General features: G+C 61.8%; 23 protein-coding genes, 1 tRNA gene and 2 pseudogenes. 11 read left to right on the forward strand and 15 right to left on the reverse strand.

All coding sequences use genetic code 11. The features are described 5' to 3' along the window. Positions 1 to 16: 16 nt before the first annotated feature. The 3 genes from WD026_RS10950 to WD026_RS10960 are packed head-to-tail and all read right to left on the reverse strand — an operon-like array spanning position 17 to position 2,810. The gene (locus tag WD026_RS10950; protein WP_425723686.1) at positions 17 to 1,051 is read right to left on the reverse strand and encodes a 2Fe-2S iron-sulfur cluster-binding protein; all 1,035 of its coding nucleotides are present in this window, start codon (positions 1,049 to 1,051) and stop codon (positions 17 to 19) included. A gap of 2 nt (positions 1,052 to 1,053) precedes the next feature. Then, positions 1,054 to 1,530 (reverse strand): aromatic-ring-hydroxylating dioxygenase subunit beta, encoded by a 477-nt coding sequence (locus tag WD026_RS10955; protein WP_425723687.1) that lies wholly within the window; start codon positions 1,528 to 1,530, stop codon positions 1,054 to 1,056. Between the two features lie 8 nt (positions 1,531 to 1,538). Continuing rightward, the gene (locus tag WD026_RS10960; RefSeq protein WP_425723688.1) at positions 1,539 to 2,810 is read right to left on the reverse strand and encodes an aromatic ring-hydroxylating dioxygenase subunit alpha; all 1,272 of its coding nucleotides are present in this window, start codon (positions 2,808 to 2,810) and stop codon (positions 1,539 to 1,541) included. A 132-nt stretch (positions 2,811 to 2,942) separates the two neighbouring features. Here WD026_RS10960 and WD026_RS10965 point away from each other — a divergent pair, with 132 nt between their 5' ends. After that, on the forward strand, positions 2,943 to 3,719 hold the full coding sequence (locus tag WD026_RS10965) for an IclR family transcriptional regulator domain-containing protein (RefSeq protein WP_425723689.1): 777 nt from the start codon (positions 2,943 to 2,945) through the stop codon (positions 3,717 to 3,719). A 67-nt stretch (positions 3,720 to 3,786) separates the two neighbouring features. On the opposite strand, the pseudogene WD026_RS10970 reads toward WD026_RS10965, so the two are convergent. Then, positions 3,787 to 4,230: pseudogene (locus WD026_RS10970) on the reverse strand (integrase core domain-containing protein); the annotation flags it as partial. Between WD026_RS10970 and WD026_RS10975 the strand changes: the two are divergent. After that, positions 4,226 to 4,381: pseudogene (locus WD026_RS10975) on the forward strand (IS3-like element ISAav4 family transposase); the annotation flags it as partial. The pseudogenes WD026_RS10970 and WD026_RS10975 sit on opposite strands and share 5 nt — an antisense overlap. Before the next feature lie 13 nt (positions 4,382 to 4,394). Here the strand turns inward: WD026_RS10975 and WD026_RS10980 are convergent. The 5 genes from WD026_RS10980 to WD026_RS11000 form a co-directional block, all read right to left on the reverse strand. Beyond that, positions 4,395 to 4,841: an ester cyclase gene (locus WD026_RS10980; RefSeq protein ID WP_425723690.1), complete on the reverse strand. Its 447-nt coding sequence runs from the start codon at positions 4,839 to 4,841 to the stop codon at positions 4,395 to 4,397. 429 nt (positions 4,842 to 5,270) lie between these two features. Further along, positions 5,271 to 6,821 carry an AAA family ATPase gene (locus tag WD026_RS10985; RefSeq protein ID WP_425723691.1) on the reverse strand — a complete coding sequence of 517 codons (1,551 nt, stop codon included), beginning with the start codon at positions 6,819 to 6,821 and terminating at the stop codon, positions 5,271 to 5,273. A 16-nt stretch (positions 6,822 to 6,837) separates the two neighbouring features. Beyond that, positions 6,838 to 9,030, reverse strand: a complete 2,193-nt coding sequence (locus WD026_RS10990; RefSeq protein WP_425723692.1) for a hypothetical protein — start codon at positions 9,028 to 9,030, stop codon at positions 6,838 to 6,840. Between the two features lie 217 nt (positions 9,031 to 9,247). After that, positions 9,248 to 10,786 carry an Arm DNA-binding domain-containing protein gene (locus WD026_RS10995; protein ID WP_425723693.1) on the reverse strand — a complete coding sequence of 513 codons (1,539 nt, stop codon included), beginning with the start codon at positions 10,784 to 10,786 and terminating at the stop codon, positions 9,248 to 9,250. Next, positions 10,779 to 11,018: a hypothetical protein gene (locus tag WD026_RS11000; protein ID WP_035624045.1), complete on the reverse strand. Its 240-nt coding sequence runs from the start codon at positions 11,016 to 11,018 to the stop codon at positions 10,779 to 10,781. Before WD026_RS11000 ends, WD026_RS10995 begins: the two co-directional genes overlap by 8 nt. Before the next feature lie 150 nt (positions 11,019 to 11,168). On the opposite strand from WD026_RS11000, the gene WD026_RS11005 reads away from it, so the two are divergent. From WD026_RS11005 to WD026_RS11040, 8 genes are all read left to right on the forward strand, one after another. Further along, complete coding sequence (locus WD026_RS11005) at positions 11,169 to 11,378, forward strand: helix-turn-helix domain-containing protein (protein ID WP_425723694.1); 210 nt, start codon at positions 11,169 to 11,171, stop codon at positions 11,376 to 11,378. A gap of 79 nt (positions 11,379 to 11,457) precedes the next feature. Beyond that, entirely contained in the window at positions 11,458 to 15,144 is a 3,687-nt protein-coding gene (locus WD026_RS11010; protein ID WP_425723695.1) for an ATP-binding protein, read from the forward strand. Continuing rightward, positions 15,134 to 15,823 (forward strand): condensin complex protein MksE, encoded by a 690-nt coding sequence (locus tag WD026_RS11015; RefSeq protein ID WP_425723696.1) that lies wholly within the window; start codon positions 15,134 to 15,136, stop codon positions 15,821 to 15,823. The genes WD026_RS11010 and WD026_RS11015 overlap by 11 nt, the downstream gene beginning before the upstream one ends. Beyond that, a complete protein-coding gene (locus WD026_RS11020) occupies positions 15,816 to 17,081 on the forward strand; it encodes a hypothetical protein (protein ID WP_425723697.1) in 1,266 nt (421 codons plus the stop codon). Before WD026_RS11015 ends, WD026_RS11020 begins: the two co-directional genes overlap by 8 nt. Positions 17,082 to 17,106: 25 nt before the next feature. Continuing rightward, on the forward strand, positions 17,107 to 17,922 hold the full coding sequence (locus tag WD026_RS11025; protein WP_425723698.1) for a DUF7281 domain-containing protein: 816 nt from the start codon (positions 17,107 to 17,109) through the stop codon (positions 17,920 to 17,922). Between the two features lie 284 nt (positions 17,923 to 18,206). Continuing rightward, positions 18,207 to 19,277 carry a nucleoid-associated protein gene (locus WD026_RS11030; RefSeq protein WP_425723699.1) on the forward strand — a complete coding sequence of 357 codons (1,071 nt, stop codon included), beginning with the start codon at positions 18,207 to 18,209 and terminating at the stop codon, positions 19,275 to 19,277. Continuing rightward, positions 19,270 to 20,253 carry a GTP pyrophosphokinase gene (locus tag WD026_RS11035; protein WP_425723700.1) on the forward strand — a complete coding sequence of 328 codons (984 nt, stop codon included), beginning with the start codon at positions 19,270 to 19,272 and terminating at the stop codon, positions 20,251 to 20,253. The genes WD026_RS11030 and WD026_RS11035 overlap by 8 nt, the downstream gene beginning before the upstream one ends. Positions 20,254 to 20,780: 527 nt before the next feature. Then, on the forward strand, positions 20,781 to 21,536 hold the full coding sequence (locus tag WD026_RS11040) for a hypothetical protein (protein WP_425723701.1): 756 nt from the start codon (positions 20,781 to 20,783) through the stop codon (positions 21,534 to 21,536). A 100-nt stretch (positions 21,537 to 21,636) separates the two neighbouring features. On the opposite strand, the gene WD026_RS11045 is transcribed toward WD026_RS11040, so the two are convergent. The 3 genes from WD026_RS11045 to WD026_RS11055 all read right to left on the reverse strand — a co-directional run bounded on the left by WD026_RS11045 (position 21,637) and on the right by WD026_RS11055 (position 23,719). Further along, positions 21,637 to 22,578 carry a GTP pyrophosphokinase gene (locus tag WD026_RS11045; RefSeq protein WP_425723702.1) on the reverse strand — a complete coding sequence of 314 codons (942 nt, stop codon included), beginning with the start codon at positions 22,576 to 22,578 and terminating at the stop codon, positions 21,637 to 21,639. Between the two features lie 230 nt (positions 22,579 to 22,808). Further along, a complete protein-coding gene (locus WD026_RS11050) occupies positions 22,809 to 23,117 on the reverse strand; it encodes a hypothetical protein (RefSeq protein ID WP_425723703.1) in 309 nt (102 codons plus the stop codon). Between the two features lie 526 nt (positions 23,118 to 23,643). Next, positions 23,644 to 23,719 (reverse strand) — tRNA-Arg (locus tag WD026_RS11055). A 213-nt stretch (positions 23,720 to 23,932) separates the two neighbouring features. Between WD026_RS11055 and WD026_RS11060 the strand changes: the two genes are divergently transcribed. Continuing rightward, positions 23,933 to 24,787: a c-type cytochrome gene (locus tag WD026_RS11060; RefSeq protein WP_425723704.1), complete on the forward strand. Its 855-nt coding sequence runs from the start codon at positions 23,933 to 23,935 to the stop codon at positions 24,785 to 24,787. 43 nt (positions 24,788 to 24,830) lie between these two features. Here the strand turns inward: WD026_RS11060 and WD026_RS11065 are convergent, their stop codons facing one another. From WD026_RS11065 to WD026_RS11075, 3 genes are read right to left on the reverse strand one after another with little or no spacing between them, the layout of a single operon-like run. Continuing rightward, positions 24,831 to 25,364 (reverse strand): DUF2946 family protein, encoded by a 534-nt coding sequence (locus WD026_RS11065; protein ID WP_425723705.1) that lies wholly within the window; start codon positions 25,362 to 25,364, stop codon positions 24,831 to 24,833. Beyond that, on the reverse strand, positions 25,364 to 26,374 hold the full coding sequence (locus WD026_RS11070; protein ID WP_425723706.1) for a YheT family hydrolase: 1,011 nt from the start codon (positions 26,372 to 26,374) through the stop codon (positions 25,364 to 25,366). Before WD026_RS11070 ends, WD026_RS11065 begins: the two co-directional genes overlap by 1 nt. Continuing rightward, on the reverse strand, positions 26,374 to 26,811 hold the full coding sequence (locus WD026_RS11075; RefSeq protein ID WP_425723707.1) for a YybH family protein: 438 nt from the start codon (positions 26,809 to 26,811) through the stop codon (positions 26,374 to 26,376). The genes WD026_RS11070 and WD026_RS11075 overlap by 1 nt, the downstream gene beginning before the upstream one ends. Positions 26,812 to 26,857 lie beyond the last annotated feature (46 nt).

The following is a 26,857-nucleotide window of genomic DNA, read 5'->3' on the forward strand; positions in this document are numbered from 1 at the left end:
TGGGTCTCCTGTGGGTTCAGTCGGCGAGGGCGGCCGCGGGGCGCGTGGCCACGGCAAAGGCGTCGCAGAAAAAGGCGTCGGATGAAAGGCCGCGCAAGGCGGTGAAATCGTGGCGCGCGGCGGCCACCATGGGCGGTGCGCCACAGGCGTACACAACATGCGCCGCCAGGCTGGCGTGGTCGGCCAGCACCGCCTCGTGCACGAGACCGGTGCGCCCCTGCCAACCGTCGCCCGCGGTGGGTTCGGAGATCACCGGCTCGAACCGGATGCCGCGGGTTGCCGCCCAACCGCGCGCGAGATCCAGCAGGTACAGGTCGCGCGGCGTGCGCGCGCCCCAGTAGAGGCTGATGTCGCGCTGCAGGCCGCGGCGGAACGCGTCTTCCAGCATCGACTTGAGGGGGGCGAAGCCGGTGCCGCTGGCCAGCATCACCACCGGTCCTTCGTGCTGCTCGCGCCAGTGGAAGTCGCCGTGCGGGAGTTCCACCTCGACCGTGTCGCCCGCGGCAAGCCCGCCGGAGAGGCATTGCGAGAACGCGCCATCGGGCAGCACGCGGATGTGCAGTTCGGCACCGTCGTTCTGGTGCGGTGGGTTGGCCATCGAGTAGCTGCGGCGCTGGCCATCGGGCAGCAGCACCTGCAGGTACTGGCCGGCCTGAAAGCGCACCTTCTCGCCCGCCGGGAACCGCAGCTTCATGCGCACCACGTCGCTGGCTAGCCAGTCCAGCCGCATCACGCGCGCGGCCACGCGGCGGCGCGCCAGCGGATCGATGCGCGTGAGCTTGCTCGGCTCGATGACCAGGTCGCTCAAGGGCCGGGCCTGGCAGAACAGGGCCATCCCTTGTGCGCGCTCGGCATCGCTGAGCGCGTGGTCGCCGGCGCGGCCCGGGGCCACGCGGCCCGACAGCACACGGCCTTTGCAACTGGCGCACACACCGGCGTTGCACGAATAGGGCAGCTCCCAGCCGGCCTGGCGCACCGCCTCCAGCACCGACTGGTCTTCTGCGCAGGCAATGGGTTCGTCGAGCCCGACCACCTGAATGCGGTAGGACATGCTCACAGCGGAATCGCCAGCAGGGTGTCGATGGCGTGGCTGTCGCACACCACGTCGCGCTGCGCGATGCGCAACTCGCCGTCGGCGTCGATGACGAGTCGGTCGATGTAGCGTCCGCTGGCGAACACGCTGGTTTCGCCGGTGCGCATGATTCGAAACACGAGGAACGGTGTTTCGCAATGGCGGCCCTGGGGCGTTTCGTCAAGCAGGGCCGGCATGCCGAGCAGGTGCCGGTAGCGCTGGCGTTCGTACACGTTGGCCCGGCGCAGCGAGAGGATTCGATCGCCGAGCATGGCGCGCGAGTCGGCGTAGATCAGCGCAGCCGACAGGCCCTGGCGGTGGTTGTCCTCGGTGGTGACGCGGTAGAGGCAGTCCTCGGTGAAGAAGCCGGGCCAGTCTTCCAGGTGGTCGTTGTCGATGCAGCGCGCGTAGTGCGCGTTCAGTTGCATCACGGCTTGCGTGTCGATGGTGTTGTTCATGACCGCGCTCATGCCGAAGGACCTTCCATGTGGGCGCGGTAAGCCTTCCAGAAGCCACGCACCGAGGCTTCGGTGGTGCGGCTGGTCTGCGTGTGCACGCTCTCGCCACCCATTTCCACCACGGCGTTGTCGTCTTGCGCGGTGGCAATGCCGCGTTGCACGAAGCCGCCCACCGCGCCGTCTTCCATCGAGACGAAGCCCGCCGGCCCGATCAGGTTGCTCTGCTTGTGGCGCATGGTGCGCAGCTCGGGGGTGTCATCGGCGAAGCCGAGATAGGTCCAGTTGAGCGCGGTGCTGTCCACACCTTCGGGCAGCACCTGGCGCACGGCGATGGTGTTCTGGATCTGCGCGAGCACGAAGCCCGGGAACACCGAGAGGATCTGCAGCGTCACGCCGTCGCCGAACTCGTCCACGCCCTTGAGCAGGCTGGTGTCGGCCAGACGGAAGTCGTCCTTCTCGGATCGCAGTTCTTCCTTGTCGTAGTCCTGGCCCTTGTCGCTGCCCGGGTCGATGGCGGAGAAGCTGATGTGGTTGCCGCCGCACTCGCTGACGATCACGCCGCCTTTCTGCGACAGCCGGTTGAGGCGGAAGGTCGTGAAGAACACATGCAGCAGGCTGGCGTGGTAAGTATCGCGTACGTTCTCCACGTAGAGCTTCCAGTTGTTGGGCAGGGCCTGCTTGAAGCGTCCCAGCACCTCCACCGGCTTGTGCAGCACCCGGGCGATGCCGCGCGCGATCTCGGGACCGAGGTAGTCCTCAAGGTCGGGCACGTCCTCGCTGGCGCTGCCGAACACCAGGCCGCAGTAGACGGCCGTGCGCAGCTTGCGCGGGCTGTGGCTCTTCATGCAGAAGGACGGGTCCATGCCGCCCTGGCCGTTGACGCCGTTCTGGAAGGCGATGCCCTTGAGGTTGCCCTGGCAGTCGTAGCGCCACGCGTGGTAGACGCACTGGAAGTCCGTGGCGTGGCCACTGTCTTCCAGCACGATGAGTGCGCCGCGGTGCGAGCAACGGTTCTCGAAGGCGTAGATCTCGCCGTCGGTGTCGCGTGCCACCACCACCGGCATGCGCCCGAGGAAGGTGGTGCGGAAGTCACCCGGCTGGGGCAGCTCGGCTTCCAGGCAGAGGTAGTTCCAGGTCGCGCCTTCGAAGATGCGTTGCTGCTCGGCGGTAGCCAGGTCCTGGTCCTGGTACACGCGATAGGGGATGCGCGTGAGCGAGGGAGACGGCCAGAACCGCAGCGGAGCGGTCTCCGGGGTGCTGGCGGGATGAGGGGCATTCATGGCATTGGTGGTTCGAATACCGAACCATTTGTCGTTCAGTGAACATAACTGTATTTTTCGGCTTTCACGAGGTCAACCAAATCCGGTAAAGTTTTCGCATACCGAACAAAACAAACGGAAAGGCAGGACCGCATGGACAGTGAAGTGCGCGACGGCGTCGACAAGGAGTACGTGATGGGCCTGGAGAAAGGTCTGTTGCTGATCGAGGCCTTCGGGGTGAGCAACGCGCCCATGACGCTGAGCCAGGCGGCAGAAATCACCGGCCACTCGAAGGCGTCCACACGCCGCCTTTTGCTGACCCTGGTGAAGCTGGGTTACGCGCGCTGCGATGGACGAATGTTCTCTCTAGAGCCGCGAACATTGCGGCTCGTGCACGCCTACGTGCACTCCACTCCGCTCACCAAGGTCGCCCAGCCTATTCTCGAGTTCACCAGTGAGCGGGCCCGCGAGTCAGCATCGCTGGCCGTGCTGGACTCGCAGTTCGTCGTTTTCGTAGCTCGTTCAACGCGACGGAGAAGTCTTTCATTTGGGCTAGGGATTGGCGCGCGCCTGCCAGCCTACTGCTCGGCCACAGGACGGGTACTGATGTCCTCTCTCAGCGATGTGGAGATCACCTACCGGCTTGGGCGCATGGCAAGACCAGCACTCACACCCCACACCAAGACCGAGCCGGAAGCGATCCTTGAAGACATACGCTGGATTCGAAAGTACGGCTTCTCTGTCAATGATCAAGAGTTAGAGTTGGGTTTGCGATCGATTGCGGTACCTGTACGCAATGGGAGTGGTGAATTGGTCGCTGCAATCAGTCTATCGGTTACGACATCGCGCATGTCACTGGACGACATGGTGAACAAGTTGCTTCCTGAGCTTGAGGTCGCACGGCGTACATTCGAATCTCAACTGTCATGATCTTCTAGGGCAAGACTCGTTACTCAGTTCACCGCAAGACGTGACCTGCTCAACTTTTTCGGCCCGATCATTCCTGTAAGACGGCTCGGTTGGGAATGGGCGGATTGTGCAGGCTATGCTGCTTGAACTCGTGTGGGGTGAGGTAGTCCAGGCTGCTGTGGGGCCGCACCGTGTTGTAGTGATGCCGCCAAGCCTCGATGATCACCGCGGCTTCCCTGCGTGACCTGAACCACTCCAGGGACAGACACTTATCGCGCAGCTTGCCGTTGAAGCTCTCGTCGGCGCCGTTCTGCCAAGGCTTGCCCGGATCGCTCATGGCAGTGGCGATACCCGCCTGCGAGATCCACTCCAGGATCGCATGGCTGACGAATTCAGGGCCATTGTCCGAACGCATGAACAGCGGCGCGCCGTGGATGCTGACCAGGCGAGAGAGCACCTCCACCACCCGGCGCGAATGGATGGAGCCGGCCACATCGATCGCCAGGCACTCGCGCGTGTACTCGTCGATCATGGGCGAGCGCATGACGGCCGAGCTGGTGCTCTCGGCACTCAACGTGGCGCTGACCCAGCGCAAGCCGCAAGCCGTCATCCATCACAGCGACCAATCCGCCCAGTACACCAGCCTGGCCTTCGGCGAGCGCTGCCGTCAGATGGGCGTTAGGCAACGGAAATCCATCAATCGGGAGCGTGACCAAGCTGTCTAAGACCGGCCAAGTTGTCCCACTCCACCCACGCTTCGCAAATGCGATCGCCCTCAACCCGATAGATGGCGATGTAGGTGGCATCCATCACCTTGCCACTTGGGGGGAACGGCCCCATCTGTCCGGTCTGCGTCCCTCGAAACCGATGGCGAACCGCAACCTTGTCCTCATCGGCGAAGATGTCCTCGATGTACTCGACTGCGTCCGGAAAGGTCACAAACTCCTGGCGCAAGTACTGAACCAGATCACGAGCGCTCTTGACGCCCATCGCGCCCGCGGCCGTGCTGTGCCTCGTGAAGGTCGGGGAAACAACACGTTCGAGCGCAGCCCAGTCTTGAGCGTTGATGGCCGCAACGAACGCGCGAACTACAGTCTTGGAGCGGGACGACATGTCGAGAACAGACAGGTGAACAGAAAACACGGGCGGGCGGGAGTATCGCGTGTTTCCAGAATAACCGCACAGGATCCTTGCGAGCGCTCAACGAGCCAAGCACACCCATTCAATCGGCAATGCACTTTGCACGCTTCACATCGCAAACATGTGGCGGGCTTTGCAGTCCTTACGGTTTGGCCTCCAGGACGAGGTTGAATGGGGTTTGGGCGGCGACCTTGACACTGCTGAAACCACCAGCCTTCACAACCTGAGTCAAACGCGCCGGCCCCGCCTAGGCTCCAAGCGCAACCCGCCCTTGCTTCAAAGCACATGGGGGTACATTGGCTTCCCTTGTAGACGATATCGAGAATGAATCTTCTTTCTTCAGAACCGGCAGGGCCAAGGGGCAGTTACCGGCAGGCCGCCTGGGTCAATTCAGCCTTGCGAGTCGGTTCCAGTTTTGGGTCACGAGCCCCCTCAATGCAGCCAAGCACTCGTAGTGGAATAAGCCTCAAGACTGCCCAACAGATCACGAGGCAGATCAGCGACCAGCACCCTCACACCACCTCGGCGAACTGCCGCCGCGGTTGCTTCGATCGTCGCCTGGTAAATCTCGCGGGCGCTCAAGTGCGCCACTGCGATGATGAGCTGTCGGTCCACATGGTCCAGCGTCATTCCGACACTTGCCAATGCGCTTCTGACTACCGATCTCGCCACCTGGATGGCCTGCTCTGCATCCGGCATGAAGATGAAGAACTCTTTCATGCGGGATCGAAGCGTTGCCGGTACAAGCCACGGGTAATTGGCAGTGGCTATCCAGGACACCTGACTCGCGTCGATCTCCAGATTGAGACTGATGTCCCGCACCCTCGCGGCTGATATCGGCTCCAGCAATGAGTGAAGCACTGCAGTCGGTGAGGTCAGGACTCCCGAAGAGACGCTCGTACTATTGGCCTTATCCAACTCGTCCAGAATGACCACCGGGTTGGCATAGTCCCCCAGTGCCAGCAACTCGAACACCAGCCCGAATCGTGAGTTGCTCCAGCTCATGTCCGATCCCAGCAAAGCTGCCGAAGTCTCTGCCTGGTCCATGGGGTTGCGACGTACAGGCACGCCCAGGACATCAGCCAGTGCCTCGCAGAAATGGGTTTTCCCGACCCCAGGTGGGCCATTTAAAAGCATGGGCGGGAGCCGCGCAGCGGGCCGGCCCGGGTTGAGCTCCCGACTGCGCTTTTGCAGCTCCACATGGTTCACCACGAAATCGATCACTTCACCAAAGTGCGGGAGAGCCTCCTTCAGATCCAGCATCGCCTTGAATGACCGCGGTAACCCAACCAAGCGCAGAGGTCCTTTCAGCTCCAGGGCCTGGCCGATGGACTCATTGCGCTTGTGAAGGTCCGAGTCCACCGACTGCGTGACGCCCGCCATACGCTCAATATCTTCCGGACGAAACACCTGCAGGCGCAGGTTGGGCGAGACGTTCTGCATGCTCGCGCAGAACCTCTCGGGATCACCCGTCAGACCCACTTTCTTAATCAGCGCGTCACGCTTGGCCTGCTGGGCTTGGGCAGCTGCGGCAGCGGCTTCCGCCTCCTTACGCTTTCGACGCTCTTCGTCTTTGACTTCACTTTCCGCATAACGCTGCTCTGCAGCTCGCCTGCGCGCCTCCTCCTTGGCAAGCCGCTCCTCCTCAAACCGGTCATCCCGGTCCTGCTCGTACGCTTGCGCCTGGTACTGGGGCAACAATAGTTGATTCTTGTCCTGATCGTCGTCCACCCACGAGCAGGGTACGAAGTGCTCATCGGTGAGCAATCGGCTACGTCCGGGAGCTGTCGGGTGGGTGAAGTCCGCAGGCAGGCGGGCGGACTGAGCGGCTTGAATCCCCTCTTCCGGCATTTCGTTTCCAGCCCCTTGGGAACTGCGCTCAGTTGAAGATGTTGACGATGCCCGACTTGAGTCTGCATCGAGCTGCACCGCGGTGTGATCTGCGCCCTTGTTCAGGGCTTCTTGATGGCCTTGTTCGGTCATGTCAGCTCTCCCTGGATCACTTGAGCGCGCGCAGCTTGTTGTAGTGGCTGATTCGGATCGCCTCGAGCTGGGGAGGAACTCCCCGGGGGCCGAAGCGGCGACCAACCTGACCTTTCTCGATGAAGGACAGCGCGACCTCCGCTTCCGGACGCTTACGCACCAGGTAGGCGCGAAGCCGCTGAAGAACCAGAAGAGCCTTGGGGCCGGCGTAGTTCAGCGTATAGACCTGTCGGTTGTGGCCGATACGGCGCTTGACCTCATGGATTGGGGCCGTGACACCGACACATGAGCGAAAGTGCTCCAGCGTTTGGAGACAGTTCTGCGTGACCTGAACGACCAGCCGGTAGTTGGCGTTTCGGTCCGGGTAGGTCTGCCGCACGATGGCCACGCAACCGTCACCGTCAAGCATGCCGGCTGCCCAGGAGAGGCTAGGACACGGCCAAGGGATGGATCGGTCTTGATAAGCCCGGCGCTCGTGATCCGGGATCCGGACAGCGTCGCGATTCAACTGCGCAGGTACGTAGCCAAACAGCTGTGGCTGGTCATCGCAGACGGTGTCGGCGTTCCCACTGGCTTCGTGTTCGCTGGCTAGCTCCTTCTCGCCCGGGAGAGCCGCAGGCCCCTCCTGGTCGAACTCCGGTCGTTTATCGACGGATGCTTCCCGATCACCACCTACATGAGCATCCTGCGCGACCTCATCGTTCGCAGCGCAGGCGGACTGTGTCGACGTTACCCCCGTGCTGATCGATCCTGAGCATTCCTGACCTGGGACTGGAACCAAGACCAGTTCCACCTTGCCATGACTCAAGCGCGCGTTGGCTTCCCTGCGCGCAAGCTGGATCGCGTCTGAAAACGCTCGCGCCATGGCGCAGAAGTCCGGGCTGATCGGGTTCTCGCTCAGCGGTCCGCGTCGGCTGTCAAGGCGGTACTCCAGCAGCACCGAGTCACTCAGGAGCTGCTGCAGCCAGATGCCTTCTTGGTTGGACGCTTGGCCGGCCGACTCGTATCCAGCAGATCGTTCGGGAGCCAGGTTGGAAAGCCGGCTGTCCTGAGCTTGGTGCATTGCCTGGATGAATCGACCCAGCATTCGGCGCAGTTTGAGCTGGGTCATCGGGTGAGCCACGCGCTCAGCGGATTGAGCGACTGGCTTTGTTGACACCCAGTCGTTTTCATTGGCAGCCGTTGAGTCGCCAGCAGTCCTTGAACACGTGGGTACCTTCCCGAGGTCTGCGATCAGGCAAGCCAGGCGGACCAGCGAGACCTGGTCCTGGTTCAATCCGCTTCCCTGTACCTGCTCCAAGGCGACCAAGCCAACAACCAGGGGATGCGCGACGACACCCGCATGGACTGAAGGCATCATGTCGATCAGACCCCGCTCGATGGTGGGAATCGAGATCGCTGCCATCGCGAACGCTTGATGCGATGGCTTGAGACTCAGGATGGCATGCTGCAGATCTGCCGCGACCGCACCGGGCAGTTCAAGGTGATCAAGCATCCACGGGCCTGTACCCTTGCCGCAGCGGGGCTGGTCAATGCCCGTCACCATCAGCGCATCCGGCGGCATGCCTGGGATGCTCCCCTCCCAGGTTTTGACGGCCTGGATCCATTTGACCCGGGATTGCCGCTTGGGGGGAGCATTGATAGTGGCAGTGGCAGCCCCACCATTTTCCCGTTGGACGAGGGGCAGCACCAGCGACTGGTCGCCGCTACCGAGCAGCGCGATGGAGAGCCTGGCCGGGCGCTGAGGACTCATCGCCCCGGCCTTACTCATATACGGTCCCACAGGCCCCATCGGAAAGCTGGGGCTGATGAGCGTGTTCATCCGGAAAACGGAGCCCGGCTCAGCCAGCTCACCGAGCAGATTGGGCATCTCATCACCGGGCTTGACCTGGTAAGGCACAAAGGCGCCCTCCTCTCCTTCGTTGCTTCCAGCTTCGCCGTGACAGCTGGCAGCTCCTCGGACCGGCTGATTCGATGCCTCGTTGGCCGCCTGGTTACGCAGGCGTGCGGCCAGCTGCTCACGGATCTCCTGATCGAAATCACCAATCTCCTTCGAGAGCTTGGCCAGCAGTTCCATGCCAGGTATCGGGTTCTGGCCGGGATTTCCGGCGTTCTCTGCCCGATCGGATCGGTCAGCGCCGTTCTCGCTACTGGCGCTGGCTCCGCCGTCAGACGAATGGTTGTTGTTGATGTGCCGATTGGTGTTCATGGTCTTGGTCTTTCCTGTTGCTCGGACGAGAGCAGTGCTGGGTTGAAAGTGCGGCCCATCCAAGGAGTTGCTGCGCCGGTTCAGGTAAAGCTCCGCCTGACCGGAGCAGCGGACGCTTTGGTCCGGCCGGTGTGAAATGGCTATGGGTTACGGGTGACTAGGGGTGAACGGCGATGCGTTCAGTGGTTTTGCCCATGGCTCCTTGCGGCATGACTTGTCAGCCCTGCTTGAGGAACGGGGGTAGAGGCGGCGGTGTGAACAAGGCCGTGAACTCCACATCAGAGATGCCCTGAGGACCTGGTCGCTTCTGCGCTCCAGCGGTCGATGAATCCCTGCTTCGTTTCCGTGCCGGCAGGATCTCAAGGTCTTGTTCACTATCGGCGGCCTTCTGGTGGGGAGCGGCGGCTTCTCGCTGGTGCGCCTCAGGACTCTGGTGCCAACCCTTCTCAGATGCCTCGTTGGCAGCTAGCCGATTCGAAATCGGTCCATCGCCCTGCTGATGCTCGGCAGGAAGCGTGGCCACGTCCTCTGGCAGTCGGATCACCAGCCCTTGGACTGGGGCTACCGAGATGTGTTGCTTCAGAAGTCGCTCCATTGCGGATCCGTCGCGACGGGTCAGGTTGGGCACATACCGGCTGTACACCCGAAACAGCATCTCGGTGCTGGTGTGACCCAACTGGCGCGCGATCCACTCCGGAGCCTCGCCGGCGGCAAGCCACAAAGTCGCGGCCGTGTGCCGCATCTGGTATGCCCTGCGATGAGGGATGTCCAGATGCCGCAGCAGTGGAGACCAGACACGGTTGAGGAAGTTCTGGTTGTCGATCGGCTCGCCCTTGCGGTTGCAGAACACGAAATCCGAGATCTTTCCTGTGGCCTTGAACTGCTCCTGCAAAGCGTCGAACACTAGGTCGGTCATCTGGATATCCCGCACGCTTCCGTCCGTCTTGAGCTCGTCCTCTTCCTTCATCACGATGGATTCGCGCACCAGGATGAGACGCCGCTCGAAGTCGACGTACTTCCACTTCAGACCATGGACCTCTCCTGTTCGCATGCCAGTGAAGAAGCGCAAGGTGAAGTAGCTTCGGTAGTCCATCCGCACCGTTGTGAGGATCTTCTGGACCTCCTCCAGCGTGAAGGGCATGACGTCGCTGCGCTTCATCTTCAGTGGCTTGATGTTGCGAAACGCAGAAGTAAACTCGAAGCGGTCGGCTGCTTCGTTGAGGATCTGCCGCAGCGGCTTCATCACGGAGTTGATGCGACGGTTGGACAGCGTGGAGAGGCTTTTGCGGGCGGGTACTTTGGCGAGTGATGCCCGAAAAGCCAGAACGTCTGCCTTGGTGATGTGGCCGACCTCTTTCTCCCCGAAGTATGGGATCAGGTACTGGTCCAAAGATCCACGCTGCGTTACGCGGTAGCTGCGGCGCCAAGACACCTCCGACTCCGAGAACCACATGTCGGCGAAGTCCTTGAAGCAGGGTGTGCCGCTGCGCGTCGAGGGCTGGATACCTTTTGCGTCTGTGCTCGAAGCTTCGGAGTCCGGAGGGCCAGACTTGACCTGAAGCGGCTTACCGAAAGTCTTCTCGTAGTCGAACGTGCCGAGGGCGATTTCGCCTTCGATGCGCTCAAGGGCCTTTTGCAGGCGCTTGCGATTCATCGGCGTGTCCGCGAGAGCGGTGTACTCGCGCAGACGTTGGCCGGCATACCGGAAGTCAAGGAACAGCGTGCCCTTGCTGTCGAGGCGGCGAATGCTACCCATGGAGCATGCCTCCATTGGCCAGCGGAATCGTGGCCGAGCCGCCCGATGACGCCATCGCCATATCGGCTTCGATGTGCTCCCAGATGTAGAGCGTCTTGCGACCACCGAAGGGGCGAATGTAGTGCCGCCCTTCGATGAGCACGCTGTCCTTGAGCCGATCGCGGATCGTTCGGCTGTCGTACTTGATCCGAGCGGATAGCTCGTCCGTGGTGAGGTAGGTCGCTGTAGACACTGGTCACTCCTTTCATCCAATGCGACAATTCAGATGTCAAAAACGCTCGATGGATCGTTTTTTGTCATCTTGCACGACATTATGGACGCCTAAATGCCACTGTCAAGTGCTTTTTTGCATCCTGAGTAAAAAAAAACCACGGAGAGTGATGTGATCAAGTGCCACCTGTCCCGCCTGATGGGGGAGCGAAAGCTCAAGATCAGCGACGTTGCGAGGGACACCGGCCTTCACCGGAACACCATTACGCTGCTGTATCAGGAGACCGCGACCAGGGTCGATCTCGACGCCGTCAACGCGCTCTGCAAGTACTTCAACGTCGGTGTCGCCGATCTGTTTGAGTACGTGCCGGACGACACGTAAGCAAGATCGACTTCAGGAGCAAGAAGCCGGTAGACAACACAAAGGGGAGGGAGCTAGTTTGACGTCACGTCTACGCCGCATGCTGCTGGTCAACACACGCACCAGTGGCAACGCCACTTCGGCCAGCATCAATCAGATCGATCCACGGGATGGAGCGTCCATCACCGGCGAGAACGCGGTGGGCAAGACCACGACGCTAGAACTCTTCCCGTTGTTCTTCGGGACCCTGCCCAGCCAGATTACAGAAACCGTGGGCGGTCGAGAGCCGATGCTCAAGTTCGTGCTACCTATGCCCTACAGCGCGATCGTCTTCGAGTACCAGCGTGGCAGCGATGAAGAGCACGACGTACGTTGCGCAGTGCTTCGCCGGGGCGACAACGACCACCGCCCGGTCTACCGCTTCATCAACCACGGATTTTGCGAAGAGGCTTTCCTGCGCACCAACGAAGATGGACGGCAGATCTTCTGCGACGACGGGCAGATGCGCGACGCCTACATCGCGATGGGGGCCCAGTGCTCCAAGCTGCTCGACATCGCCGAGTACAGAGCGGTGATCCTGGGGACCGAGGCTCGAACGCAGGACGCCAAGGAGCTGCGACGCCTGAGCACTGTCTATGGCCTTGGCTCGCGCCTGACCAACCTGGATCGCCTTATCGCGGCTGTGGCCAAGGAAAAGCTGGACTTCAAAGACTTCGTACGCCTGGCCATCACCATCGTGCAGGAGCGGTTGAGCACCCATGGGGACGCACCGAGCCGCCAGAAGGTCACCCTGCGGCAGAGCAAAGACCAGATAGCCAACTGGTTGCGTGATCGCGGTGCCCTGGAAAAGGCCTTCAGCATGGAGAAGGAAGTAGACCTGCTGCGGGAGGCCCTGGAGCAGCTCAGCAATGCCGAAGCATCGCTTCGGGCCGTGCGACAGGAGGTGGCGCCGGCTCTCAAGTTGCGTCGGGAAAAGCTCTTGGTCACCACTGACGCACTGAAAGGGGCGCGAGGGGCACTGAACGAGCACAACACCAAGAGCCAGAGGGCCACCGATTCCCTTCTGGCCGCGGCCGAGCAAGCTAACTTCGCACACAACGATGCACTCAACAGGGTGCGTGCCGAAGAGGCCCGCAGGAACTCATTGCATCTGAGCGAGGTGAAGTACTGGGCCAATGCCCTCGAGCGAGTGGAGCAGATGCAGGTGGATCTGCGCCACCTCGAGGCCAGCGCGGACGAGATGTCGGGCAAGTCTTCCAGTATCGAGCGCAAGTTCGCCGAGTTGATCGGCGAGGCGAACGACGCGGCCAGGGATGCGGCAGAGAAGATCCGTGCGTCGAAAGAAGATGTGAGGTCCCGATCGGACGTCGAGGCCGATGGCCTTCGAAAGGCAACAGCGGACCAGCAGGCCGCTTTGGCCGCTGAACTCGGTGATATTGAGGCTGAACTCAAGCCCCGAATCGAAGAGCTAGTAGACGAGCGGGCGACGCTTCAGGCCCAGGTCGCGGCTGCCCAGCCAAGTCAAGCGGCCGGCCAGGGGCTCAAGGCAGCCCAGGACGCCCAGTTCAATGCCATACAGTGGCTCGCCGATGTTAGAAGCGCACGCGCATCGGCCGAAACGGCGTGGGAACGCGCCTCGCGCGAGCAGCAAGATGCTGAGCGCAGCGTCGATGCGGCGCAGCAACGCCTTAACGAGGCCGCAGCACGCATGACGCAAGCCCAGGCGCGCCTAACCCCCGCCGACGGCACGCTGCTAAGCGTTTTGCGAGCCAGCCCCGACGACGCCTGGAAAAGAGGCATCGCCAAAATCCTTGACCCAGCCTTGCTCTCGCGCACTGACCTCTCACCCACGCACAGCCCTGGCGCGGATCAGGAGATGGTGTATGGCTGGCAGCTCAACACCACTCCAATCTCCCAGCCAGACTGGTCTGACGACGAACAGCTTCGCGAGGCCCTCGCGCACGCTGAAAGGGTTCACTCTGCGGCAAAGGCCCGGCTTTCAGAAGCCAAACAGGCACTCGGCATGGCCGCCCAGACTCTGGAAGCCACGAGGAAGGCTAAGAGCGAGGCCGAAGGTGAACTGGCCGTTGCACAGAACCGCCTCGACAAGGCGAAACAGGAAGCCAAGGCGGCCAGCGATAGATGCGATCAGGAGATCGCTGAGATCAAACGAAATGGAGCCGCCCTCGTCAAAAAGGTTGGCGAAAAGCTCGCCGCACTGCGCCTTCAACTCGAGAGTTCCCAGAAGGGGAACCGCTCGGATCGTGAGCAGGTGGGAAAGGACCTCGATGTCCAACTTGCTCAGCTCAGGGCCCGCACCACGCAGGCCATAGATTCCATCGAAGGTCGCGCACGTGAAGCCCTTTCCAAAGGCAAGGCAAGCGTCGACGCGCTACAGGCCCAGCGTGATGCCGATCTGAAGGCGGAGGGCGTCGATCCTGTTGTGCTTGCCGCACGTCGAAGTGACGCTAGGGCGCTCAAGGAGGAGATCAAGCGCATCCTCGAGCGACGCCCCACGGTTGAACTGTGGCGCCAGTGGCTCAATGAAGGCGGCGACCAGATCCTCGCCAACCTCAGAACGGCCGCCACGATGACGGAAGCGGCTCGGACCAAGGCCCAGGCCGACCTGTCGGCCCACGAGAAGAAGGCCAAGCAGGAGGGGGCTGCGCTCGCCGAGGAGGTTGGTCGCTTGGAGTCGCTCGAGCGCCTGCTAAACGAAGAAGTCAGCGCCCTGGTGGTCATCCTGGAGGAGCTCGGCCTTAGCGAGACGACCTCCCGGGAGCCCGAGCCCGACTTACGCCTGGATGAGCTGCGCTCGCGCCTGAATCGCGCCCGAGCGCATGTCGAAGACATCGAGATCTTGGTGCGCCGGCGTCACGGCCCCATCCGCGATCAACTCATTGGCCAATCCAGCTCTGTTGCCGAGTACGTCCAGCAAAGCCTGGACGCCTTGCCTACTAACATGACACCCATGGGGCGTGCGGCCGAGCTCTGCACCATCTACGCCGGCCTGCGCCGCCAAGTGCTGCCCAACGTCATCAACGATGTCACAACCATCCTGAACCAAGTACGCCAGTTTCGGGGGGTGATTTCGCGCTTCGAGAGTGAGGTTCGGAACTTCAACAAGGAGTTCCAGAGGGGGCTGAACGTAGCACAGTTCCACCGCATCGAGAGCCTGAAGGTCGAGATCGTCTCCAACTTCGGGGAAATCTCCTTCATCCGGGAGATCGATGCTGTCGACCGCGTCGCGCGTGAGCATGAGACAAGTCTGGCGGTCAACGACCGCTACCAGCTGCCGTCGGCTGATACGGCGGCCGCGCTCACCAAGTTCCTGGAGCTTCTGCGCCAGGACTCGACAGTCGAGTTCGATCTGGCCGCCCACGTAGACTTGAAGGGCAGCGTAACTGTCAACGGGCAAACGCGTCATTTCAGCCGGCCGGCCGACCTAGAGCACATCTCCTCCACCGGCATCAACGCGATCATCCTGATCAGCCTCCTGGTGGGCATGCTCAACATGATCCGGGGCGAAAACGACATCTACATCCCTTGGATTAGCGACGAGGTAGGCAAGTTCGACCCTGGCAACTTCAAGGGTCTTATGGACACCTTGCGCGAGAACCGCATCGATCCCGTGACGGCCTCCCCCACCCTCACCCACGCCGAGTTCCGGCACTTCGCCCGGCGCTATGTCTTCAAGGACCGCGGCTCGATCGGGCTCTTTGCGCCGGCGGCGCGCCCCGCACCCAAAGCTGTAGCTACGACGTCGGAAGCTGGCCATGAAGCCTGAGACTCTCGCCACCCTGCTCGCCGGCAACTTCGTTTGCCAGTACGCCTTCCCAGAGGCCTACGCGGACCTGGTGGAGCTTGGCGAGGCCGAGAAGGTTGATCAGTGGTTGCAGAGCCTGGACCGGCGTCTGGCGCGCCTGGGCGATGACGGGGCCTTTTTTGTAGCGCCACTGCAGGTGCACACCAATGAGCAGGTGGCCAAGGTCAAGACCGACCTGGCGCGTTTTCGGGACGTCTACGGGATGCTCGTGGAGATGCTCAACCTGGTTCGCCTGACCAAGGACGGGTTTCGCGGGGTTCCTGGCGAATACGTGCAGCTCGCCGAGATACTGCTGAAGGTCAACGAGGACACCACCCTGGTGAGTCGTCTGCGTGACCTGCGCATCCCGGGGGCGGATGCCCGGCTCTCCAACAACGAGTTGCTGCGCAAGATGCTCGAGCGCCTGCGGACCGAAGGCTATTTGATCATCTCAAACGCCTCAACGGAGACCTACCAGATCACGGGCAAGGTCGATCATCTGCATGCCGTCATGCAGTACCTGGTGGAAAACGTACCCGAACTTACCGACACCGCTTTGCCCGATGCGGACGCCGTCGAGGACGACGGCGAGGATGGTCAGGTGGATCTGTTTCGCGCAGCCGCGGCAGATGTCGGCCGCAAGGGAGCCTCGGGTGAGTGAGCCGCTCAACCCTATCCAGCAGCTGCTTAAGGCGCTGTCGGACCATAGCGACTTGGTGAGCGAGGCAATCCGTGGTCCAGTCTCCACGGGTGGCAAGCGCAACAAGGGGGTAGAGATCCTCATCCGCATGCGTGCGCTCATGCCGGTGGACGAGGACACGTACTACCTCAACCCACTGCTTCGTGAGTTCATCGGCGACTACGTCGTCAGCAGCTACGGGGCGTTCCGTCAGCTCGCCCAACTGGATACGCCCATCCGGCAGCTGCGCCAGGACTTCGACAGCCTGCGCGACTTCCGTCGTGAAGGTTCGGTGCGCGACGCTGACCGGGCCATGGACAGGCTGGACCAGGCGGTGGTACGAATCGGCTTCCTCATGGACCAGAACCTGCTGATGCTGGGCGCAAAGGTGACGACGAACTTCGGTGACGTCGAGTCCGTCGCAGGCAAGATCCGTGAGAACAGCTTCTATTACAGAGAGATCGGCCGCTTCAGCCGCCAGATCGTGGCTTTGGACGCACGGGTCCAGGAGATGGCGAACGAAGCGATTGGCCTGCACTTGCCCGAGGTACGGCGTCTGCTCAACGTGCGCATCCTCTCCCGCTTGGCCGACTGGACCGCCCGCATCGGCGACATCCAGCGTGTTGTCTCCAAGAACCTGTTCTCGCTACGCCAGATGGAGCAGCGCCAGCGAAACCTGGCCAACGTGGCGTTGTGGCTGTCCAAGAACCGGATGAGTGAGGGCTTCGAGCTCGAAGTGAAGCCGGAGGTCGCTGCCAAACTGGCCACCCCGGAGGGTCTGCTCACCACCTGGAACGTGGACGTCGCGGACAACGACCCCGTGGTCACCGATGGTATGTTCTCTGCAGCCAGGCGACTTCCACCCGTCACCACAGCGCCCAAACCAGAGCCCCTCGTGTCACCCGAGGTGATCGCCACCTCGCAGGCGATGGTCGAACCCGTCGTCGAACCGATCGATGAACTCATCGATGCATACGTTGACTTCATACGGGCCAACCCTGAAATCAACGACCCTCAAGTCGCGTCCCTCCTGCAATGGCGCGAGCGCTACGGCGCGGCCTATGATCTGGAAGACTCGGTGACGGACGAGGAATGGTTGCTCTACGCCTGCGCTCAGATCGCATCCGCCGGGCTGCAAGTCGACGTCCTCGCTCGAGCTCGTGCACATGGCGAGTTCAACGACTTCTTCACGGATGCCTACGCGCATATCGCGAACAATCCTCACGCAACTACCCCCTGACTTCAGGCGCGGCGTCGCTGAGTTCATGAGTTACACCTCCCACGAGATCGCCTTCCTGCAGGACCTGGTGGCCAAGGGTTCGGGGCAAAAGGCCGCCTCCTCCACCTCGAGGTCACTCGGCCAGCACTACGGCATGGGCCAGCACATTGGAAGCAGGTTCACCTTCACCGAGGCGGACTCCGCCCGGGCGCGCCAGATGCTCGTCAACGCCAGTATCCCGATCGAGCCACCGAGCACCGGACTACGGCGAGCAGAGGCCGCGCGGAACAACCCAGCCAGGGAAAAGGCCGGCACGCTGGCCCCTCATGAGAACTCCATCGCCGTAAAGGTCGCCCACGGACACTGCGATCTCGACGGCCATCCTGTGGCCACCCAGGGCTACCAGGTGCTCACTCTGGAGCAGGCACTCAACGTGCGCGCCGACGTTCTGCTCGTGGTGGAGAACCTGGAGAGCCTGCGCTTTCTCGAGCGCAATCGATGGATCGACTACGAGGGCAAGGCTGTACTGGCGGTATTCCGCGGGGACCGGACTTTAAGGACCGACGTTGTCGCGCGCTTCATTGAAAGCAGTAGCGCCCCCGTATGGGCCTACTTTGACTTCGATCCTGCGGGCCTGGGCATGTCCGCAAAGCTCCCGCGACTGCAAAGAATCTTGCTTCCCCCGGAAGCAGCGCTTGCGAGTGCAGCGCGCAACGCAAACCAAGTACACCTGTACGCTGATCAAGTCGGTCAATGGAGTCGAGCCCTAACGTCCGACAAGCGACCAATGGTGCTGCGACCATGGGCGCTACTGAGGCAGCTTCGTGTCGGACTAGCTCAAGAACTAATGGACATACTTTGAATACGTTCGAACCAGGACGCACACAGCAAGTGACTGCTCAAGGGCTTGTTTGCAGCGATTGCGGCCGGTCGGCGATGGAAGCCCAGTGGGCTGTTTTCGTGGCTGACTATCGGACTCAACCACAGGCGCCGGTATGGGCCGACTGTGGACGAAACCCAACGGCGGCATCCTCAGATCGAGGGAGGTCATTGACCGAGCTCCAAGCGAGGACGAGAGAGCTGTATAAAAATACAGTATCGCGTTTAACCCCTGGCTGAGACACTTTGTAACAACAAGGAGGGGCAATGCTCAAGATTGATCTCATGACCATAAAACGGGTCGTAGTGCACACCATTCCATCCCGCGCTCCGGACAAAGGGTACGTCGCCCCAACGGGCGGCAGTGCTCTGGTGCATCTGGACGCCGCGGTCAGCGACATGGTCGCCGGGCGCATCGCCAAGTCGCTCGGGCACCACTCGCATGGCATCCAAGCCGACTTTACCGATGTGCAGCCCGGCAGCATGTTTCAACGCGCCTGTTCCATGATGGACGTGAGCGACGCCGATTTCATTAAGCTGGCCCGCGAATCCGCTGAGCGCCTCACAAAGGTTCAGCAAGCCAAGGCTTTCGACCCGTCCAAGTTAATCGCGATGAGCGGAACCGTTACTGCCAGCTCGCGCCCGTTCGTGGCCTTCATCAAGGCTGACATGGAGGCCGCTCTGACGGAGGGGAAGAAAGGCGGCCAGACCGTACTGGAGATCATGAATGACCTATTTATGACCGACAGCCAGAGGCTCTACAAGATCGGGTTCGTCACGCGCACCGCTGCCGGCACCGGAAAGAAGGGCGGCCACTATGTTCAGGATCAGCACAGCATCCACATCTTCGACCATTTGATGACGGGCACGGAAAGCCGAAAGGCCGCCTTCTACTTCTACAGCGAGTTCCTCGGTAGCGATGTCTCCGCTTCTGACCGCCGCCTGACACAGGATTTCTATGAGAAGACTCTCAAGTTCATCAAAGATCAAAACTTCAGTCCGTCTAAGCGGATCGACCTGATCGAGTCTTTGCGGGCAGAGCTACGCAGCAACACGCAGTCCGTGAGCGTGGCCGACTTCGCGAAGGCTCACTTGAACGCCTCTGACGGAACGAAGTACGTGACGTACATGGATAAAAGCAAATTCCCGTCGCATGCGATCACGAAGGACACCGAGTACGTCAAGAGCAAGCTGCGTCGGCGGCAGAAGATCACCTTCACCACAGGCGTCCAGATTTCCACTCCTGCTGATCAGGTCAAGGACTTGATCAAGATTACGCAAAACCAGGACGGAACAAGTACGGTGGTCGTGCAAGGGGTGGTCGCGTCCAATGAGTAACCGAACCGACTTCATCGACTGGCTAGATGAGGTCGAACCCGCCCTCAAGGCGTGGGGCGGCTTTGTCGTAGCCAAGCTTACAGAGTTGGTGGAGTTGGAGATCGGCCAGGAGCAGTTCAAGTCCTTCTTCAAGGTCAAGCCTGGGTTCCGCGTGAAGGACAAGCAGTCAGCGATCAACAAGCAGAATTTGAAGCAATACGCAGACCCGAAGGAGCAAATGACAGACCTGGTTGGCGCGCGCTTTGTGGTTCTCCTAAAGCTAGACCTGGAGGTCGTGGAGAAGGTCTTGATCGAGTATCCCGGATGGACGCGAAGCAAGGATCGGGACCCACTGGGGGAGCAGAGGGACAAGCCCAAGCACTTCGACTACCAGTCGGTCCATTACGTCGTTCGGGCAGCCGATGACATGGTCGTAGACGGTGTTCACGTCCCTGCCGGCATGCCATGTGAAGTGCAGATCCGCACCTTACTTCAACACGCCTACGCAGAGCTGGTGCATGACAAGTTCTACAAGGGCGTTGGCCATATTCCGCCGTCAGCAGACCGCCTGGTTGCGCGCAGCATGGCGCTCATGGAATCCACTGACGACATGTTTGTGCAGGCTGTGCGGGAGCTAGAAGCGGTGAACAAGAGTCGCGATCAGTGGTGCGCCATGCTCGATGCCGCAGTGGGCCCGCTGATTCCCGGACACACGCCAACGGCGCAAGACCACGACGCGCTTGAGATCCTTGAAGAGTTCCGCGACCTGCTGCAGACCGCAAACATTGAAGCCGTTAAGGTGATGCTTGTCACTCCAGTGATAGCCAAAATCAAGGCCGGTCAATCTCAGGGCAACTTGTACGCCAAGCCCATAGTCCTGCTCGTGTACTGGCTCCTGGCCGAGCACCCTTTTCTTGTTGGCGCCCGGTGGCCAGTTCCGGCGCTACGTTCTGGATTCGACCAAGTGCGCACTCACATGGGTATTAGTAGCAGGTAAGTTGGCTCAACAGCAGATTTCGCCCCTCATGTCGATCCAGCGACCAGGAGCGAATCATGGAGATATCCCCTTTGTCTGCACAGCACGCTGACATGGCGCGTCCCGCCTCAGGTGCATCAGCGAGCAACCGCTTCGCAAGGCACGTGCGACCCTTAGTAGCGAGCATTGAGGCGGCGGCTTGACTAGCTATCAGTGAGGGCGGCTTTTCGCTAGGAACCAGGCACGGATAGCTGCCTGCGGACAACGCGCTCGCTTGCGACGCACGTTCGGCAAAGTCAGGTGTCGCAGACCGCCGTCAATCGGGCATCCCAACCTGACCGACCGCACCCAGTCTTAAGCAGCCGCCAACACGAAGTCACAAAGCAGGTTGATGGATCGCGAGTGCGCTCAGTCAACGCCGCTTGCTACGCGCCGGCTCAGCCGTCGCGACCAACAGATGCGCAGGGTATCGGTACGCCATAGCATGACCAGCTGCGATTCATTGGAAGATCTCGAACGTTGAAGCCGCGAATCATTGACTTCAATCCATGGAACATCAACCCGCCTTTGCTTTCTCGCACACTGCAGACTACCAGTACATTGAGTCTGCCCTGCTAGCCCGGTGGCGCTCATATCAAGTCCTACGCAATCAGTTCGAGCAGTTCGTTCCCAAAATGCTAGAAGATTTTCAGGAGCAGCGCGATGCGCTCGTATCTCGACTGGTCTCACTCAACCCTGGGACACCGGTGCAGGAGTTGGAACGCCTCGCCGATGGGCAGCGTGACGCATGGGCAGACCCCTCATGGCAAGTGCACAAAACTTTCGGCGAGCGCGTAATGGCGGAGTACGTGACCGTCGCATTTCTGAGCCACGCCTTATCTGAAGCCCTTGTCAACGCAGTACTAGCGGTGGGTCTAGCCGAGAAAGGGGCCACGGATCTCTTTCGTCTGCTGGAGCGTTCGGACATCAAGGAAAAAATTCTGCTCGGTCCGAAAGCCATCGACCCTTCGTACGAGTTGCAAAGAACAGGGGCCCTATACGAGACTCTTCACCACCTGACCAAGCAGAGAAACGCGTTCGTGCACTCCAAGATCGAACTTGAAATTCAGGGGACGAAAGTACTTGAGGGCTCGCGCCCTCAGCGGCACACGCTAGCAGAGCACGTTCGGTGGACGCATAGGTATTTCAGTCTTCCTTACGACCTAGCTGACGCGATTCGCTCACAACTGCCACACCACCTCCTCTTTGACAGTGGGCCTGTCGAGCGTTTCGCAGCACACGCTGCAAGCGCTCATGCCAAATAGTTTGGCGACCTCGGTCGGGAGGACAAGCGCGGATTTTCTGATGGTCTCATCTTTCACCGAAACGAGATGCCACTGAAGCCGGCGGCAGTCTAGCCGTCACTCATGAAAGCTCCGAGTCCTTAAAAAGCAACCAGCCGCGAACTGCATCGTCCCCAAACTCTTCGCAGAGGGCTTGGCGCACAAGCCCCACGTGCGTAAAGAAGACGCCACGCCCCAGTCGCTCGACTAGCCGCTCCCCACCTTCTTCGTCATCCTCCTCGTCGCCCCATCTGCGCCCCACCTCTTTTGCGTCAGCTTTCAATATTGCATCTTCGTGCTTTGAGATAAGAGAGGTCAGGTCACCACGGGTGAAGATCTTAAAGTTCTGCAAGTCCGCCATTAGGTCGGAGTAGTCCTCAGTGACCACGTCCTTGCTCTTTGCTGGAAGAAGTTGATCAAGAACGGCCTCGACAACGTTCACATCCAACCTATCTAATTCGACAAGGCTAGCTGCTTGAGTCTTCACATACTCGTCGCGCTGCTCAAGAACTCGTGTGAACTCCAAGTCAACGGTTTCCAGCAACGCTGAAACGCGATAGATTGAACGCCGGAGCGGAAGAGGAACGCTCTCCTCATGCTTGTACTGCAGCTTGTGCGCAGCAGCAGCCCAGATGTGCTGCGCAAGCGTTCGGACCTGCAACTCGACCTTTTGCTGAGTCAGCCCCTTCAGGGTGGGGACGCGATCCAGCTCGGCCGGTAGATTAAGGATGTAGTGTCGGGACTTGTACCCAAACTGGGCATCAGTCAATCTCTGAGAAGTGTCTTCGGCAGAAATTACTTTGAAGGCGTTTTCAATCTGCGCATGAAACTGCTCCAGGTCGCGCTGAAAGAGAAAGATCACGCGAATCCCCACTAGGTCTTCGATCTCGTCCAGCCTCTTCGGCTTCAACCGCTTTCTCTCAAGCTTCTCTGCAACTGAGCTCCAAGTCTTTACTCGACTCTCTATGGGAACACCGAGGGTGAGCCCACAGCTATCAACAAGGTGCCCCAACTGTTCGACCATGGCTCGTTGCAGACGGGCTAGACCCGCCGCAGAATCCAAATAGTCCGAATGCAGAGCCTCATTGGTCGCCATCGCCCCTCCCCGTGCTGGTCACTGGCTGAGATTCTGGCACGCTCCTGCTGAGATGCAGCAAAGGAACGGTGCGCTGCCTCCCCGTCACCCAGGGCGCGGTGTCCAACGTGCTGCGCAACGAAGCATTTGCGGGCAACATTGTCTGGCGGAAGGCATCTTCAACTGCCCGCAAGAACCCCCGGCGGAAATAGCTGGATCAGCTCGACCGAGCCCTGAAGCAGGGCATCGCGGTACCGACCGAAGTACTGCAAGTTGCCGTAAGCGCGATTGATGGCGACCGGCCCGAACGAGGCGCCGAGTTCAACAAGGGCCTGGACATCGATTAAAGATCCTTGAACCTTGAAGCGATTGTCTTGCTTCGCATACGCACCTTCGCCGTATTTGGCCTCCATAAGGCCGGCGTGCAGATTCTCGAAGTCCCAGTACAGGGCGACAGGTCCGCTTTCGCCGTTATCGTTCGTTCGCACAGTTTTCTCCCTCCCAGTCGTGATGCAGTCATCGCAATGCCCGTGGGTAGAGTTAATTGACCGGGGAGTGGGAATACCGCCGCGACCTCAGGATCCATGGCACCAGCACATCACAAGAAGGAATTCGTCGGGTCGGGAAGTTCACGCTGCGGGACGCTCAAACAACCGCAACCGAGACGAGGTGGCATGCCAGCACGGAGGACGCTGTAGGTCCTGATTGCGGCCGGAGCATCGCGAGGATGGTCTTCATCAAAACGGTGGTTCTCCCCGCCTGTACCTTTCTAAGGCGACCACCCGGGCCTGCCTCTCAGCCTAAAGAGCGATGGTCGTTCCCAGAGGCAAAACCACATCACGCGGATTCCGCTGGGCCAGCAGTGGGCCAGTTGCGGGCCACAGCAAATTGCGAAGCAGCTCGAAGACCATCGCCTCAGTGCCCAAGCTGGCCCACTAACAGCGCACTGCCGGGGAGGGGCAGCGCCTCAACTACATGTTCGTCCTACGCTTAGATGCGCGTAAGTCATTGATTTGGCGCGGCTGGCGGGGATCGAACCCACGACCCTTGGCTTCGGAGGCCAATACTCTATCCACTGAGCTACAGCCGCGTGCTGTATGGAGACCGATAGTCTATCTGGTGCGCTTAGATCCGATGACGACAGCCTTCGGAGGCCAATACTCTATCCACTGAGCTACAGCCGCGTCGGGCCGCATTCTACCAGCCCGTTCCTCGCGGCCCGGGAACCTTCGGGCCGCTGGCTATAATCGAAGGTTGTCCGCCGGCCTCGACCGGCCTGATCCGCCACTCCCCTGAGGACACCATGAGCGACCACGCGCACGAATCCCATACCGGCCCCATCAAGACGCCCACCCAGCTGATGTGGACGTCGTTCTTTGCCTTTGTCGTGCCGGTGTTCCTGATCATTGGCCTGGTGTACTTCGTCACCTCCGGCAACAAGCCCGCCGCCGGCGCCGTGGACATGGAACAGGCCTTGGCCAAGCGCATCCAGCCCATCGGCACGGTGGAACTGCGCGACGCCAATCGCCCCCTGGCCGATGGCGTGACGGTGTACAAGGCCCAGTGCGCGGCCTGCCACGACGCCGGCCTGGCCGGTGCGCCCAAGTTCGGTGACGCCGGCGCCTGGTCTGCCCGCATTGCCACCGGCTACGAGGCCCTGCTGACCTCTGCCCTCAAGGGCAAGGGCGCCATGGGTGCCCAGGGCGGCGGCGCCTACACCGACGTGGAGATCGGCCGCGCGGTGGTCCACATGGCCAACGCCGGCGGTGCCAAGTTCGAGGTGCCTGCGGCTCCCGCTCCCGCCGCTGCCCCGGCGGCCGCGCCGGCCGCTGCTGCACCGGCTGCTCCCGCCCCCGCACCGGTGGCTGCTGCACCCGCTGCGGCTCCGGCGCCTGCTGCCACCGCCGTGGTCGCTTCGGCCAACGGTGAAGCGCTCTACAAACAGGCCTGCATGGCCTGCCACGCAGCCGGTGTGGCCGGCGCGCCCAAGTTCGGTGACAAGGCCGGCTGGTCGCCGCGTCTGGCGCTGGGCGTCGACGGCCTGACCGCCAGCGTGATCAAGGGCAAGGGCGCCATGCCCCCCAAGGGTGGCGCCGCTGCGGCGTCCGACGCCGACATCAAGGCAGCGGTGACCTACATGGTCAACGCGGTCAAGTAAGCGTCACGCCCCCGACAGAAAGCCGGTCCATGACCGGCTTTTTTCATGCCTGCCGGGATTGCCTGTCGGCAGGGCTCTGCACGTAGCCAAAGCGGCCGGGCAGGTCGGCGGCCTGCACCATGTCCAGGGGCCACGCGCCCGACTCGATGCGATCGACCGCAGCCAGCATGTCCGCGCCATCGAGCAGGGCCACGCCGGCGTCGGTGCGAAGGAACACTCTGCCGTGCTCGTCCTGCAGCACCCCGCTCACCGACAGCGGCCGGCCCGTGTGGGTGCACACCTGCCCGTCGGGCATGAGGCGCGCAATCCATGGCGTGGCCTCGAGCTCCACGTACACGCGCTGCGGGCCGTTCTGGAAGAACCACTGACCGGCCTCGTCGGCCAGGTAGTTGCGCTCGATGAAGGCGATGAGCTTGTCGTGCGTCAGCAGCGAGCCCTTGCTGGCCGGAAACGGGCCGGCGGCCTGCGTGCGGTCGTCGCGCATGTACCAGCGCCCACGCCGGTCCAGCCCCAGCCAGCCGTAACAATGCGGCACCCCGGGCCACTTGGCCAGCGCGGCCTTGACGATGTCGTCCATCAATGAGCTCCCGAGGTGGCGTGCTGCAGCAACCAGCTGCCCACGGCCGCCGGCATGGCCACCACATGCCCTGGCCAGCCCAGCGGCGCTGCAGATTGCACAAAGCCCACGTGACCGCCCTGCGGCGGTTGCCACAAGGTCACCCAGCGACCGACCTCACCGGCCACCGGCAACGAGCGGGCCGGTATGAACGGATCGTTCACGGCATTCAGCGCCAGTGCCGGGATGCGGATGTCGGCCAGCAAGGGCTTGGCCGATGCGCGACGCCAGTAATCCTCGGTCCCGGCAAAGCCGTGCAGGGGGCCGGTGAAGATGTTGTCGAACGCATGAAGGTCACGCGCCCGGAGCAGCGCCTCCCGGTCGAACAGCCCCGGAAACTGCTCCAGCTTGGCCAGGGCCTTGGGGATCATGGTCGAGAGGAACACCCGCGTGTACACCAGCCGGTTGAAGCCCCGTCCGATGGCGTGGCCGCTGGCCGCCAGATCGAGCGGCGAACAGACCGATGCCACCGCGCTGACCTTGCGGCCCGCCGCCTGACCGTGCTCGGCCGCCCAGCGCATCAAGGCATTGCCCCCCAGCGAGATGCCCACCGCGATCACCGGCCGCCCCGGGTAGCCCTGCTGCATGCGGGCCAGCATCCAGTCGATCTCCTCGTGGTCGCCGGAGTGGTAGGCGCGGGGCGCCCGGTTCAGTTCGCCGGAACACCCCCGGAAATGGGGCATGGCCATGGCCAGCCCCTGCTCACGCGCCCACGACGCGAATGCCTGGACATAGGCGCTGCCGGACGAACCTTCCAGTCCATGGAACACCACCAGCAGCGGCGCGCCGTCGGGGGCCGGGTGGTCGGCGTGGTCCACGTCCACGAAGTCTCCATCGGGCGTGGTCCATCGCGCACGGCGGAAGCGCGGAGGCGGGCCATGGTGAGAGCGCGCGGCCAGGGCAGCCCAGAGCGTCTGGGCGTTGCCACCCGGCAGCCACCATGGCGCGCGGTACAGCCATTGCATGGACATCAGTGGAGTACGGGTCGGTGCGGCGCGATGTCGGGCAGCTCGGCGCGCGATCCGGGGCTGGCATGGTGCGCCACCATGCGCCAGCCCTTGGCGGTCTTGATGTACACATTGGTGGCCAGCACCCAGGCCACGCGCGGGCCGTCATCGGACATCACCGACACCCGCTCCACCACACTGTGCACACTGCTGTGGCTGCCGTCGATGCGGTGCATCTTCTCCGGCACGGCCATCACGGCACCGTTGGCGAACATGGCCTCGAACGTGGTGCGGATGGCCTCGTGGCCGATGAGGCGCGGGCCGCCCGGGTGCACGCACACCACATCGTCCTCGTCGGCCCAGCAGGCCATCAGGCGCTCGATGTCGGCGTGCTGCAAGGCATCGTAGAAGGCGGCCTCGGTGTCGTCCGGTGTGCCCGGGGGCAGTTTCGGTTTCGGCATGGCCGGTATTGTGCCGCCGATGTCCATGCCGACGGATGCCGGGGCC

Origin of the sequence: Hydrogenophaga sp. R2, assembly GCF_049843595.1 — a bacterium.
Classification (GTDB): Bacteria; Pseudomonadota; Gammaproteobacteria; order Burkholderiales; family Burkholderiaceae_C; genus Hydrogenophaga.

What these genes read in the sequence shown, in the direction of transcription:
- WD026_RS10950 (WP_425723686.1), bottom strand. Translation starts at nt 1,051, where the DNA reads ATGTCCTACCGCATTCAGGTGGTCGGGCTCGACGAACCCATTGCCTGC.
- WD026_RS10955 (WP_425723687.1), bottom strand. Translation starts at nt 1,530, where the DNA reads ATGAACAACACCATCGACACGCAAGCCGTGATGCAACTGAACGCGCAC.
- WD026_RS10960 (WP_425723688.1), bottom strand. Translation starts at nt 2,810, where the DNA reads ATGAATGCCCCTCATCCCGCCAGCACCCCGGAGACCGCTCCGCTGCGG.
- WD026_RS10965 (WP_425723689.1), top strand. Translation starts at nt 2,943, where the DNA reads ATGGACAGTGAAGTGCGCGACGGCGTCGACAAGGAGTACGTGATGGGC.
- WD026_RS10985 (WP_425723691.1), bottom strand. Translation starts at nt 6,821, where the DNA reads ATGACCGAACAAGGCCATCAAGAAGCCCTGAACAAGGGCGCAGATCAC.
- WD026_RS10990 (WP_425723692.1), bottom strand. Translation starts at nt 9,030, where the DNA reads ATGAACACCAATCGGCACATCAACAACAACCATTCGTCTGACGGCGGA.
- WD026_RS10995 (WP_425723693.1), bottom strand. Translation starts at nt 10,786, where the DNA reads ATGGGTAGCATTCGCCGCCTCGACAGCAAGGGCACGCTGTTCCTTGAC.
- WD026_RS11010 (WP_425723695.1), top strand. Translation starts at nt 11,458, where the DNA reads ATGCTGCTGGTCAACACACGCACCAGTGGCAACGCCACTTCGGCCAGC.
- WD026_RS11015 (WP_425723696.1), top strand. Translation starts at nt 15,134, where the DNA reads ATGAAGCCTGAGACTCTCGCCACCCTGCTCGCCGGCAACTTCGTTTGC.
- WD026_RS11025 (WP_425723698.1), top strand. Translation starts at nt 17,107, where the DNA reads ATGAGTTACACCTCCCACGAGATCGCCTTCCTGCAGGACCTGGTGGCC.
- WD026_RS11030 (WP_425723699.1), top strand. Translation starts at nt 18,207, where the DNA reads ATGCTCAAGATTGATCTCATGACCATAAAACGGGTCGTAGTGCACACC.
- WD026_RS11035 (WP_425723700.1), top strand. Translation starts at nt 19,270, where the DNA reads ATGAGTAACCGAACCGACTTCATCGACTGGCTAGATGAGGTCGAACCC.
- WD026_RS11040 (WP_425723701.1), top strand. Translation starts at nt 20,781, where the DNA reads ATGGAACATCAACCCGCCTTTGCTTTCTCGCACACTGCAGACTACCAG.
- WD026_RS11045 (WP_425723702.1), bottom strand. Translation starts at nt 22,578, where the DNA reads ATGGTCGAACAGTTGGGGCACCTTGTTGATAGCTGTGGGCTCACCCTC.
- WD026_RS11060 (WP_425723704.1), top strand. Translation starts at nt 23,933, where the DNA reads ATGAGCGACCACGCGCACGAATCCCATACCGGCCCCATCAAGACGCCC.
- WD026_RS11065 (WP_425723705.1), bottom strand. Translation starts at nt 25,364, where the DNA reads ATGGACGACATCGTCAAGGCCGCGCTGGCCAAGTGGCCCGGGGTGCCG.
- WD026_RS11070 (WP_425723706.1), bottom strand. Translation starts at nt 26,374, where the DNA reads ATGTCCATGCAATGGCTGTACCGCGCGCCATGGTGGCTGCCGGGTGGC.
- WD026_RS11075 (WP_425723707.1), bottom strand. Translation starts at nt 26,811, where the DNA reads ATGCCGAAACCGAAACTGCCCCCGGGCACACCGGACGACACCGAGGCC.